Raw genomic sequence first — 13,266 nt, forward strand, 5'->3', positions numbered from 1 at the left:
AATTAAACGCGCACCCCATCCAGCGCAGCTACAGTATGAATATCTTTATCGCCCCGCCCGGATAAATTCACCACAATCGTTTGCTCGGGCCTCATGGTTGCAGCCAGTTTTTCTGCATAAGCTAACGCATGGCTACTTTCTAACGCTGGAATAATACCTTCTAATTGCGTCAGCTTATGAAATGCAGACAGCGCTTCTTCATCAGTGATCGCCACATAATTTGCGCGACCAATATCTTTTAACCAGGCATGCTCTGGGCCAACACCCGGATAATCAAGGCCTGCAGAAACTGAATGGGTTTCGATTATTTGTCCGTTATCATCTTGCATCAGATAGGTTCGATTACCATGCAGTACACCAGGGCGACCCGCGCACAATGGTGCAGAGTGTTTGCCTGTGTCAACCCCAAAACCAGCAGCCTCTACCCCATACATAGCGACCTGGTGATCAGTAATGAAAGGATAAAATAAACCAATTGCATTAGAACCACCGCCAACACAAGCTACGAGTGCATCCGGTAAACGACCGGTTTGCGCAATACACTGCTGTTTAGCCTCTCGCCCAATCACCGCCTGAAAGTCCCGTACCATTTGCGGATAAGGGTGAGGGCCCGCCACAGTGCCAATAATATAGAAGGTATCATCAACATGAGTCACCCAGTGTCGCAGTGCTTCATTAAGGGCGTCTTTTAGGGTCTTTGAGCCCGACTGAACCGCTTCGACTTCGGCACCTAACAACTTCATGCGATAAACATTAAGTGATTGGCGCTCGACATCAACCGCCCCCATAAATACCTTACACTCTAAGCCAAACCGAGCAGCCACTGTTGCAGAAGCTACCCCATGCTGACCTGCCCCCGTTTCAGCAATGACCTTGGGCTTACCCATATACTTGGCTAACAAAGCTTGACCAATGGTGTTATTGACCTTGTGTGCCCCTGTATGATTAAGGTCTTCCCGTTTAAGGTAAATTTGCGCACCACCTACAGTGCGTGACCATCGTTCAGCATGATAGAGAGGTGATGGGCGACCAACATAGTGGCTAAGATCGCGATCAAACTCAGCTAAAAAGTCCTTATCTTGAGCAAGCTTCTGATAGGTCTCATTCAACTCATCCAAGGCCGCCATCAATGTTTCAGATACAAAGCGGCCCCCGTATTTACCAAAATGACCATGGGCATCAGGTAAACTCTTTAACATTTCCTCGTTTATATGCTCAGACACTGGCAACCTCTCTCACAAAAGCCAGAATTTTTTGATGGTCTTTTACACCCTTACTTTTCTCAACCCCTCCACTTACATCCACTGCAAAAGGCTGAAGAGATTGAATCGCTTGCTGAACATTGTCTGGGTTCAGTCCACCGGCAATAATTAATGGTTGGTCCAGGTCATCAGGGATAGCCTGCCAATCAAAACATATACCTGTGCCTCCGGGCACTCCAGGCTGATAACTATCCAGTAATATGCCGCAAGCTGTTTTATACTGCCCGATCGCCGCTCTAATATCCATACCTGGCCGCACACGAATTGCCTTTATATAGGGGCGCTTAAACTGCTCACAAAAATGCACAGACTCATTACCATGAAACTGCAGCAAACCAAGCGGGATAGCCTCTAAGTGTTGCCAAATATACGCTGCAGAAGCATCAACAAAAAGACCTGTGACCGTTACAAAACCAGGTACTTTACTCACAATAGCCTGCGCCTGGGCAACTGAAACCGCTCGAGGACTTTTCGGGTAAAAAACTAAACCAATAGCATCAACCCCTGCAGCGACAGCATAGGCAGCATCATCAGGCTGAGTTATTCCACAGATCTTTATTCTGGTTCTTGGCTTCACCCTTACGCCCTTTTCTTTATGCCACTATCAAAAAAATATGAAAAGCGGTGCCAGATTACCATCCAAACACCCCTGACTTATTACTCTGGTAATAACGCTGATAAAAAGTAAGGTCCTAGTACCCCTCGTTCCAGCCCAAAGTGTTCAGGATATCCCACATCCACAAAGTACAAACCATAAGGTGGGGCAGTGACTCCACCTTGTGTGCGATCTTGTACTGCCAACACTTCTTGAATCCAGTTTACCGGGCGCTTACCACAACCAATAGCCATGAGCACACCCGCAATATTGCGAACCATGTGATGTAAAAATGCATTGGCCTGCACATCAATAACCACCAGTTCACCATAACGCTTTACGGTCAGATGCGAAATATTACGGCAAGGTGTTTTGGCCTGACAGCCAATCGCTCGAAAGGAGGTAAAGTCATGCTCACCCACTAAGCACTGGGCAGCTTCGTGCATTTTTTCTGCATCTAAAGGTCGATAATTCCACGTCACCCCCTTAGCCAAAGCAGCAGGACGCACTGGTGCGTTATAAATTACATAACGGTAGCGCCGATAGTCTGCACGAAATCGGGCATGAAACTCTGTAGAGACAGGTTTAACCCAACGCACAGCGACCTGAGGTGGTAGATTGCTATTGGCACCAAACACCCACCCCCGCAAACTACGATCAGCAGAACTATCAAAGTGAATAATTTGGTTAGAGGCATGGACCCCTGTGTCCGTTCTCCCAGCACAGACAACACTGACTGGGTGATTGGCAACCTTGGACAGCGCAACTTCCACTGCAGCTTGCACTGAAGGTCCATGTTTTTGAGTTTGCCAGCCTAGAAAAGGAGAGCCGTCATATTCAACACTGGCGGCATAGCGCTGAGTGTCGGAGTCAACAGGCTGGGAAGTCGAATCCGACACTAAAGTTACTTCTTTTACCATTTAACCCATACTATTAATTAATGTCTGGGCTTCCTGTTTTTGACTATCATTACCTTCTTGCATCACTTCATCAAGAATATCGCGCGCACCTTCATGGTCACCCATATCGATGTAAGCACGTGCAAGATCAAGTTTAGTGGCCGTCTCATCAGCACCAGCCAACAACGCCATATCATCTGCACTTTCAGCAGCCGGTGGTGCTGCCTTAGGTGCTTCAGGTACTGGCTCTGGCTCTACAGCTGCTGGCTCAGGTTTGACCTCTGCAACAGGAGCAGGTTTAACTTGAGGCTCAGGCTCAACCATTTCCTGTGTTACAGGCTCTTCTTCACCTACAGCTCCTGATAATTCTGCCGCTAAACTTTCAGTAGCCGCATCCAAAGAAGCCAAATCGTCATCTAATTCAGCGCCAAGCATAAAGTCTTTTTCTTCGGATGTCAGTTCTGGTTCTGTAACAGTTTCTTCCGCAGTAAGTGGAGCTTCATCAACTAATGCCTCGTCACTGACAGCAAGGTCAAAGGCTTCGTCAAATGCAACCTCATCAGTGCCTTCTAGCTCCAGGTCATCCAAGCTGAAGTCCATTTCGACTTCTTCTGTTTCAGCCAATGGTTGCTCTGGTTCAAGCTTTAGCTCTTCATCCAGTGCAAACTCATCACCTAAGCTTTCTACTTCACCTGTAGCTAATTCTGTGGACTCCAAATCTAGACTGAGCGCATCATCAAGTGATTCAGTCGCTGCAGGCTCTATACTGTCCAGATCAAAGTCTAACCCTTGTGCTTCCGCATCGACTTCAGCCAGCTCTTTATCAAGGTCAAAGTCAAGCCCCTCCATCTCAGTGTACCCAGCCTCACGTTCCTGAGGGTGGATTTCTAAAGAGGCTTCAGCTGCTTCATCCAATGCATCCAGACTCAACTCACCGGATAACTCATCAACTTCCTTTTCCAGATCATCCAGGGATAAATCTAACTCTTCATCCAAATCTGAGGTTAAAACACTCTCATCTTCAGGTGCTTCAACTTTTTTTTCGGGTTCTTCCAGCCCTAAGTCATCCAGGCTCAGTTCTTCATCCAGATCATCCATGGTTAAGGTATCACTGGCTAACTCAGCTTCAAGGCTGGCAAGGTCTTGATCACCTGCCAAATAGTCAATGCCTGCGTCCGTTGCTGCAACACCAAAGGCATCTGAAGGGAACTTCCCTTTTAGAGCATTCGCCTTATTGATTGCACCCTGATCAGACAGCTCTTCAAGCTCTGAAAATTCTCGCTTAAAGGCATCGGCATTTTGCATTTCGGCATAAACTTCCAGCAGTTTTACCCTGAGATCAGTTCTGCTGGGTTCATCATTAATCGCATTACGCAAGAGATCTTCGGCATGAGAAAAGCGACCATAAGCAATGTAAATATCCGCCTCACCCAAAGGATCACTGGTTTCAGGTTTCACTGGCGCTGAAGGTTTCTCGTCTTCCTCTAGCGCGGCTTCTGAAATTTTTTTTTGCTCCAGTTCCTCTTCCTCGTCGATCAGCATGGTATCTGCTTCGGCGTCCAAGGACTCCTGGTATAACTCTTCCTCTTTACGAGCATTTCGGCGAGACAAAAACAGCAGACCCAACACTACTAGCACTACTGTACCGCCAGCTCCAACCAAATACATTGGTTCTTGTAAGATACGGTCGATCAGACTGACTTCAGGTTTTGGCTGAGGTGTGTCGACAGTTTCCGTGGGAACAGGCTCCGTTTCAGGCTGTGGCTCAGGCTCAGTGGTAACAGCAGGTTCTCGGACAGGCTCTGGCTCAGGTACAGCAGGTTGCTGGACCCCAGCAGACTCCTGCTCACTCAGCTTGGCCTGCAATGCAGCAAGCTGCTCATCTTTGAGGCTCAACAAGCGTTGCAAGGTACCAATTTGATCTTCCAATTCAGTAAGCCTGGAAGTAATTTCTTCATTTTCGCGGCGAGCTTTATCTAAGTTTTCCTGAGTAACCGACAGCTCATTTTGCAACGTCTCAACTTGCTGTGCAGAAGGACCTGTTTGCCCTGTATCCCCACCACCGTCCTCTTGTGAAGGAGAAGGCGTTGGAGCTGACACAATTTTCAAGCGACCATCACTGTCTCCAGCTTCAGGCTCAGGGGCAGCCGAAGCACGGCGTGTTGCATCCAGTTGAGGCGCCTGTAGATCGCCCGCTTTCCAGGCCCGGGTTTGTTCGGCCACTAATGAAACGGCTTCGTTGTGTGAAACCTGCTTGATTTGCTCAGAGTTTGGTACTCTAAGCACCTTGCCACGTTTTAGCAGGTTGATGTTGTCATTGATAAATGCATCAGGATTGAGGACCTGCAAGGCAACCATTGTCTGGTGAACAGTGATATCTCGAGATGGCCTAACTTGTGCCGCGATCTCCCACAGCGTGTCATTGGCCCGGATTGTGTATTGATCACCATCTAAACCACCGGTCGTGGCAGGCTGGCTGACTGGCTCTGCTGTAGGTTGTTGAGCACGAGGTTGCTGAGCCGGTGCGCTGGAAACAGGTGCTTGAACAGTTGTAACTGGCTGCTGGCTAAATGTAGGAGGATCGAGAAGGACTGTATATTCACGTAATAGACGACCACTTGGCCAATGTACCTCAACCAAAAAATTTAAATAGGGTTCACTGACAGGCTTACGGCTGGTGACTTTTATATATGACCGACCGTTTTTTTTGACGACAGTTTGAAACTTTAGATTGCTGAGAAAGAATATGCGCTCTACACCCGCACGATTGAAGTCCTCATTGGTTGCCAAATTCGGCAATATCTCAGAAGACCCCAAGTCTCGTACTTGTATCAGCTCTATTTCAGCATCGAGGGGTTGGTTTAATGCGGAATTGAGGGTAATTTCCCCAAGTCCAAGAGCATTCGCCACGCCAGATGACAATAATCCGGCAGCCGCGACTGCTACTACTAACTTGCGCACCATAATTCTCAATCCTTTATTATTCGGTAAAGTCTTGCTCTGTTGAGCAGCCAGAGAATTCATACTCATCCCGACCCGTTTTTTTTCTGCCAGTTCCCCAGGTAACCATAACGTAGCTCACATAAGCAGCCTAAAAAAATAAAATGCATATTCAAGTGATAGCACAAAGTGTCATTTTCTTGATGAGTATAAAACAGAATGGACAGATAAGTAGCCCGCTTACCTGTCCAGCATCACAATAGAACAAGATATTACTTCACAAAAAAATTGATAACTAGTTAATAACAAAATCTAGAAATTAGATGTAATAACCTTACTAAGTATCAATTATAAATAGTCTTTTATCAATATCTCAGCAATTTGTACACTGTTTAGCGCCGCTCCCTTGCGAACATTATCCGCTACAACCCACAAACTGAGACCCAGATCACAAGAAATATCTTCACGGATTCGCCCAACATACACAGGATCATGACCACATGCCTGCTTCACGGGTGTCGGATATCCCCCATCCTGACGCTCATCCATTAACTCGACACCTGGCGCCTTTTGTAAAAGAGATCTGACCTCATCTGCCGTAATTTTAGTGCGCGTTTCAATATGCACAGCTTCTGAGTGTCCATAGAACACAGGTACCCTGACACAGGTAGGGTTAACTTTAATCTCAGCGTCACCAAAAATTTTCTGTGTTTCCCACACCATTTTCATTTCTTCTTTGGTGTATCCATTGTCTTGAAATACATCAATATGCGGCAAAACATTAAAAGCAATTTGGGTTGGATAGACTTCTGCTTCAGCCGGCTGCCCATTTAATAATTTAGCAGTTTGTCCAGCCAGTTCATTAACCGCCTCTTTACCTGTACCCGAAACAGCCTGATAAGTTGCGACGTTAATTCGGGTAATCCCAACCGCATCATAAATTGGCTTTAACGCCACCAACATTTGAATAGTTGAGCAGTTTGGGTTAGCAATAATATTGTGTTTTTTATAGTCAGCGACCGCAGCAGGATTAACTTCAGGCACCACCAGTGGTATTTCTGGGTCATAACGAAAGTGCGAGGTATTATCAATCACGACACACCCAGCAGCCCCCGCTTTAGGTGCATACTCTGCTGAAATACTGCCACCCGCAGAAAACAATGCAATCTGCACTTTACTAAAGTCAAACTCGGCTAAGTCTTCTACAACAACTGATTTACTACCAAATAACACGGTATTACCCGCAGAGCGGCTACTGGCTAGTGCATAAATTTTACCTACCGGGAACTTACGCTCAGCTATAATGCCCAGCATAGTTTCACCTACAGCACCTGTCGCACCAACTACAGCCACATCAAATGTTTTACTCATCTTGCTGTATCTATCCTATTTTTTTGATCAAAGATTAAAATAAATGCACTACGCTAAGCACACCTATTACTCTACAGACTAATGCAAACTGTCGTAAATCACACTGCGAATTATCAATTTAGTGCTTTGATAACCGCCTCACCCATCGCTTGTGTGCCAATAATGGAATTACCTTCGTGAGCAATATCCGCTGTTCTCAAACCCTGTGTTAACACGTCAGCGACAGCCTGTTCAATGGCTGCAGCCGCTTCTGGATACTGTAGAGAGTGCCTCAGCATCATGGCAACAGACAAAATCATAGCCAAAGGATTGGCTTTATCTTGACCCGCAATATCAGGGGCCGAACCATGACAAGGTTCATACATTCCCAGCCCTGACGCTGCAAGTGATGCTGATGGCAACATACCGATTGAGCCCGTTAACATGGCGGCCTCATCTGACAATATATCGCCAAACATGTTACCCGTCACAATGACATCAAACTGCTTGGGTGCTCTCACAAGCTGCATGGCGGCATTGTCAACATACATATGCGTCAGCTCAACCTCAGGGTATTCTGCGGCTAGTTCATTCATCACCTCACGCCACAGACCTGTCACTTCTAACACATTCGCCTTATCCACTGAGCACAGTTTTTTTCCTCGACGTTGAGCCGCTTGAAAAGCCACATGACCAATACGCTTAATTTCACTCTCACGATAACGATAAGTATTGAAGCCTTCACGTTCTCCACTATCTAACGTTTCAACGCCACGCGGCTGACCAAAGTAAATGCCTCCAGTTAACTCCCGCACAATCAGTAAATCCAGTCCAGCGACTACTTCCGGTTTAAGGGTAGAAGCACTGGCTAACGGTTCAAATAACAAGGCTGGACGCAGGTTTGCAAATAACTCCAGTTGCGAGCGAATCCCCAATAGACCTTGCTCAGGTCTTTGTGGCCGTGGCAAAGTATCCCATTGAGGGCCACCCACCGCCCCCAGTAAAATGGCATCACTTTCTTTAGCGGCTGCTAAGGTAGATGCAGGTAAAGGTTGGCCTTCAGCATCAACAGCAGCTCCCCCAATCAGGGCACTTTCCATTTTTATGGGCAGGTTAAACTTAGCCGCAACCGTCTCCAGCACGCGTATACCTTGCTGCATTATTTCTGGACCAATACCATCACCGGCTAAAGTCAAAACTCGTTTTGCTTGCATGGAAATCTCTCTTCTTAAAACAGAAAAAAACTGCCTTATAATCAATTAGTGCGCTGCAAATAACCACGGAAATTGCTGCTGATGACGCGCTTCAAACGCTTTAATTTTATCTGCCTGTTGCAGCGTCAGACCTATTTCATCAAGTCCTTGCAATAAACAGTTGCGCCGAAATTCGTCAATGTTGAACGAAAACTGCTGTCCGTCAGGTAGTGTTATGACCTGTTGTTGTAAATCTACGGTCAGCTTTAGCCCTTCATTAGCCGCATTTTCTGCATGAAATAATGCTTCTACTTCTGTTTCGGAAAGCGTTATCGGCAAAATGCCATTTTTAAAACAGTTGTTGTAAAAAATGTCTGCAAAGCTGGGGGCAATAATACAACGAAAGCCGTAATCCAATAGTGCCCAGGGAGCATGCTCACGACTTGAACCACAGCCAAAGTTGCGACCTGCTAATAAAATAGAAGCCCCCTGATAACAAGGTTGATTCAATATAAAGTCTGGGTTAAGTGGGCGTTGGCTGCAATCCTGGTCTGGCTGACCTTCATCCAGGTAGCGCAACTCATCGAACAGATTTGGCCCAAAGCCTGAGCGCTTAATGGACTTTAAGAATTGCTTGGGAATAATCATGTCAGTATCAACATTGTCTCGCTCTAAAGGCGCGACCAAACCGGTTAATGTGGTAAATGCCTGCATGATTTCCCCCTACTGCCACTGTCTTATATCAACAAAATGACCGGCAATCGCTGCTGCTGCCGCCATCGCCGGGCTCACTAAGTGGGTTCTACCGCCAAAACCTTGCCGCCCTTCAAAGTTACGGTTTGACGTTGAGGCACAATGCTCGCCTGACCCCAGCTTGTCTGCGTTCATGGCTAGACACATTGAGCAGCCAGGCTCTCGCCACTCCATACCCGCACTTATAAAAATCTGGTGCAAACCTTCTTGCTCGGCCTGCGCTTTTACCAATCCGGACCCAGGTACAACCAATGCCTGCTTAATGGTGGCAGCCACATGTTTACCTTTCACAACGGCGGCGGCAGCGCGTAAGTCTTCAATACGGGCATTAGTACAAGAACCAATAAATACACGATCCAGTTTAATGTCGCTTATCGCCATGCCTGGTGTTAACCCCATATAGTGTAACGCTCGACTTATACCTTCCCGCCGGGTTGGGTCTGCTTCCTGCTTGGGATCAGGCACTTGGCTGGTCACTGGTGCCACCATTTCAGGGGAAGTCCCCCAGGTTACCTGGGGCTGTATATCGGCTGCCGGTAAAGTGATCACTTCATCAAACTCCGCATCTGGATCAGATACCAGCGTACGCCAATAAGCAACAGCCTGCTGCCAGTGCTCTTCTTGAGGCGCAAAGGGACGTCCCTGCAAATAGTCGATGGTTGTTTCATCAACAGCAATTATCCCTGCCCGAGCACCCGCTTCAATAGCCATATTACAGACCGTCATCCGCCCTTCCATACTTAAGCTACGAATGCCTTCACCCGCAAATTCAATGGCATAGCCAGTACCACCCGCAGTACCTATTTGACCAATAATAGCCAGCACCACATCCTTTGCGGTAACACCATGGGGCAGTGCGCCCTCAACCCGCACCTGCATGTTTTTCATTTTTTTGGTGACAAGGCACTGAGTAGCAAGCACATGCTCTACCTCGGAGGTACCAATACCATGGGCCAGTGCCGCAAATGCACCATGGGTTGATGTATGGGAGTCACCACACACAACCGTCATTCCTGGTAATGTGGCACCTTGCTCTGGTCCCACTACATGGACAATACCCTGCCGCTGATCCTTCATGGCAAACTCATTAATCCCAAAATACTGGCAGTTATCATCCAGCGTTTTTACCTGTATTTGAGAAATCGGGTCGGCAATGCCATCGATACCATGCGCTCGCTCTTTAGTGGTAGTGGGGACATTATGATCAGGTGTCGCCAGATTAGTATCGAGACGCCAAGGCTTTCGTTGTGCTAAACGCAGCCCTTCAAAAGCCTGAGGGGAAGTCACCTCATGCAATAAATGTCGATCAATATAAAGTAAAGCAGAGCCATCATCTCGGGCACTGACCACATGGCTATCCCACAACTTGTCGTATAACGTTCTACCTGCCATTTGGCTATCCTCTCATTTAGGCTAAACAGCAGAGCCTGCGCTTGAGCACTGCTAAAAAAGCATAGCCAGTGCCTTGGGCTATAAGTCACAGGCTACACAGATAAAGGATTGTGATTATTAGGTTGCTTAATGCTAATTTCTTCCACCGGATAAAACAAATTAATAATTTTTAATTATTGCATAAAAAAAAGGAATAGCTTAATGTTAAATCATGGACCCACAAACCTTACAAGCCTTTATTGCCGTTGCTGAATCCAAGTCTTTCTCATTGGCTGCAGACCAGTTATGCCTGACCCAGCCGGCCGTCAGTAAAAGGATCGCAAACTTAGAGCAGTTACTCGCTACCCGGCTGTTTGACCGGTTTGGACGCCAGATCACTTTAACAGAGGCAGGAAGCGCATTATTACCCCGTGCCTACCGAATACTTGCCAATATTGAAGACACCTGCCGTGAGATTCGCAACCTAAGTGGTGAAGTTAATGGGCGACTCGCCATTGCCACCAGTCACCACATAGGCTTACACCGTTTACCACCAGTACTGCGCCAGTTTAGTCGGACATATCCAGAAGTCACACTGGATATTCGCTTCTTAGATTCAGAACAAGCCTATGAAGCCATTCAGCATGGTGAGGTCGAAGTGGCAGTAATTACACTAGCACCCAGTCAAGTTGACCACACCAGTAACGGTGTGAAGCTAGTGACAGAAAATATTTGCAGCCAGCTAGTCTGGCAGGACAGGCTCAACTTTGTTGTCGCCCCAGACCACCCCCTGGCTACCCAATCTTCACTGACGTTAGCACACCTATGCTCTACAAAAGCCGTATTCCCTGGTAGCCATACGTTTACTCATAGCATCGTCAAACAAGCCTTTCGCACAAGAGGTCTGACCCCTACCATTTCAATGACCACAAACTACCTAGAAACCATCAAAATGATGGTTTCTATTGGGCTGGCCTGGAGTGTACTGCCGGCAACGATGCTTGATGACCAACTCACTGCTTTAAACCCAGAAAATATCTTGCTAAATCGCTACTTAGGCTATATTCACCACAGTGAACGAACCCTATCCAATGCTGCAAGTGCATTTATTAAGCAGCTTAATGAACAAATAGAGTAATGAGTTAACAAACATATACCCCGATCTTGAAGGGTATAGTGCTAATGACGTGTAATGAGGATGTTCGGTAAAGGAAGACATATATGAAGGAACTCATTTTATTACGACACGCCAAATCAAGCTGGAAAGACAGCACACTCGAAGATTTTGATCGCCCCTTAAATAAGCGCGGAAAAACCGTTGCTCCCCAAATGGGACAGGTATTAGCCGATGTCGGTTGGGTTCCACAATACATTATCGCCAGCCCAGCAAAACGTTGCCGAGCAACCACTAAGCTGTTACTGCCTTATTTTAAAATAAAGTCGAAAAACGTGCAGTGGGAAGAAATGATTTACGAGGCGCCTACCTCTGCACTGTACACGGTGATCAGTGAAGTACCTGATAAAATTTCAAGCTTAATGGTTATCGGCCATAACCCTGGTTTAGAAATGCTTGCGACTGAGCTAGACAGTGCTTTTCCTGGACACCTCACCACCTGCGCAGCAGTGTGTATTGATTTACCTATTAGTCATTGGCGTGATATTGGCCCTGATGCAGGGAAGGTACGAGAGTGTTTACGCCCCAAGGAGGTATTAACGCGTGATCAACGCACCTGAGGTAAAACAACATACGTCAGCCATAAGCCCAGAACACAAACCAGGCTAGCCATACTGAATGTCATAGCTGCGCCGAGGCTCTCCCAGCCATAGCCTGCTGCTAGCGCCCCCAGGCCTGCTCCCAGGCCAAAGCTAATACCACTATAAAGTGCTTGCCCTCGCCCCGCCAGTCCCTCAGGGAATTGGCGGTGAACAAACTCAATCGAAGCGGCATGACAGGCCCCAAAAGACAGGGCATGGAGCAACTGTGCCAAGGTAATGAGCACTAGGCTGTCTGCCCACCAGCCAATCATAAACCAGCGCAGGGCAGCACCTAACAGTCCTAACATCAAACAGTTACGCACCCCCAGCTTTGGTAATAGCTGGTGCATAAACAGGAACAAGATAACCTCTGCTAAAACACCCAATGCCCACAAACTGCCAATGGTGGTATGACTATAACCATGATTCTGTAAATGAATACTGAAAAATGCGTAATACGGCCCATGGGCTAGTTGCACAAGCGCCGCTACAGCGAAAAAACCAACCACAGGCGTCATTCTAAAGTACATCTTATGTGGTGGAACGACCGCTGTGCCAGAAGCCCTTTTAGTAGACATCGGCAACGCCAGGCTGGCAAGCCATAATCCCCAAAATGCTAGCCAGCATAACCAAGGTACCCAGTCCAGGCTAATGAAATCTAATAATCCACCGACGCCTAACACGGCAACAATAAACCCAATAGAGCCCCATAAACGTATCCGGCTATAAAACTGTGTTTGCCCCACTAAAAAACGCAGAGTAATGACTTCAAGCAGCGGTAATACCGCATTCCAAAAAAAGCTAAAGCAAGCCATGACAAATGCCATTGGCCAAAAGGCATCGACACCAAATACGCCTGCAAAAGCCACAACACTACAAAGTGTGCCTATACGCACCAGCCTTAATGAGCAAAAAAAATAATCTGCCAATAGCCCCCAAACCAGAGGAGCAATGACTTTAGTCGCCATTAAAATAGCAAGCAGGATACCGATTTCACTGGAGGAAAAACCTTGGCTTTGCAGGTAGGGTGCCCAATAAGGCACCAAAATCCCTAGGATGACAAAGTACCACCCATAGACACTGGCCAAAGAGCGAACAGGCACAGTGTTGGGTGGGCTGTCAGAAGACATAAGCAAAACAGTGGGTAG

General features: G+C 47.1%; 11 protein-coding genes. 2 read left to right on the plus strand and 9 right to left on the minus strand.

Features of this window, described 5'->3' with window-relative positions:
- Positions 1–2: 2 nt before the first annotated feature.
- The 8 genes from trpB to leuC form a co-directional block, all read right to left on the minus strand.
- Positions 3–1,199, minus strand: coding sequence for a tryptophan synthase subunit beta (trpB, locus tag KHS79_RS07675; protein WP_094787575.1), 1,197 nt, complete (start codon positions 1,197–1,199; stop codon positions 3–5).
- Positions 1,200–1,215: 16 nt separating this feature from the next.
- Positions 1,216–1,839 carry a phosphoribosylanthranilate isomerase gene (locus KHS79_RS07680; protein WP_212718056.1) on the minus strand — a complete coding sequence of 208 codons (624 nt, stop codon included), beginning with the start codon at positions 1,837–1,839 and terminating at the stop codon, positions 1,216–1,218.
- A gap of 80 nt (positions 1,840–1,919) precedes the next feature.
- Positions 1,920–2,777 carry a tRNA pseudouridine(38-40) synthase TruA gene (gene truA, locus KHS79_RS07685; protein ID WP_212718061.1) on the minus strand — a complete coding sequence of 286 codons (858 nt, stop codon included), beginning with the start codon at positions 2,775–2,777 and terminating at the stop codon, positions 1,920–1,922.
- On the minus strand, positions 2,778–5,720 hold the full coding sequence (locus KHS79_RS07690) for a FimV/HubP family polar landmark protein (protein WP_212718062.1): 2,943 nt from the start codon (positions 5,718–5,720) through the stop codon (positions 2,778–2,780).
- Positions 5,721–6,044: 324 nt separating this feature from the next.
- Entirely contained in the window at positions 6,045–7,067 is a 1,023-nt protein-coding gene (locus KHS79_RS07695) for an aspartate-semialdehyde dehydrogenase (protein WP_212718079.1), read from the minus strand.
- A 113-nt stretch (positions 7,068–7,180) separates the two neighbouring features.
- Entirely contained in the window at positions 7,181–8,260 is a 1,080-nt protein-coding gene (leuB, locus tag KHS79_RS07700; RefSeq protein WP_212718081.1) for a 3-isopropylmalate dehydrogenase, read from the minus strand.
- Between the two features lie 45 nt (positions 8,261–8,305).
- Positions 8,306–8,953 (minus strand): 3-isopropylmalate dehydratase small subunit, encoded by a 648-nt coding sequence (gene leuD, locus KHS79_RS07705; protein ID WP_212718083.1) that lies wholly within the window; start codon positions 8,951–8,953, stop codon positions 8,306–8,308.
- A 9-nt stretch (positions 8,954–8,962) separates the two neighbouring features.
- Positions 8,963–10,384: a 3-isopropylmalate dehydratase large subunit gene (gene leuC, locus KHS79_RS07710; RefSeq protein ID WP_212718085.1), complete on the minus strand. Its 1,422-nt coding sequence runs from the start codon at positions 10,382–10,384 to the stop codon at positions 8,963–8,965.
- Between the two features lie 211 nt (positions 10,385–10,595).
- Here leuC and KHS79_RS07715 point away from each other — a divergent pair, with 211 nt between their 5' ends.
- Positions 10,596–11,501, plus strand: a complete 906-nt coding sequence (locus tag KHS79_RS07715) for a LysR family transcriptional regulator (protein WP_094787582.1) — start codon at positions 10,596–10,598, stop codon at positions 11,499–11,501.
- An 83-nt stretch (positions 11,502–11,584) separates the two neighbouring features.
- Entirely contained in the window at positions 11,585–12,097 is a 513-nt protein-coding gene (locus KHS79_RS07720; RefSeq protein WP_212718087.1) for a SixA phosphatase family protein, read from the plus strand.
- Here KHS79_RS07720 and KHS79_RS07725 read toward each other — a convergent pair.
- Complete coding sequence (locus tag KHS79_RS07725; protein ID WP_212718089.1) at positions 12,085–13,248, minus strand: MFS transporter; 1,164 nt, start codon at positions 13,246–13,248, stop codon at positions 12,085–12,087. The genes KHS79_RS07720 and KHS79_RS07725 overlap by 13 nt on opposite strands.
- Positions 13,249–13,266 lie beyond the last annotated feature (18 nt).

Source organism: Zooshikella ganghwensis, from assembly GCF_018263875.1.
Classification (GTDB): domain Bacteria; phylum Pseudomonadota; class Gammaproteobacteria; order Pseudomonadales; family Zooshikellaceae; genus Zooshikella; species Zooshikella ganghwensis.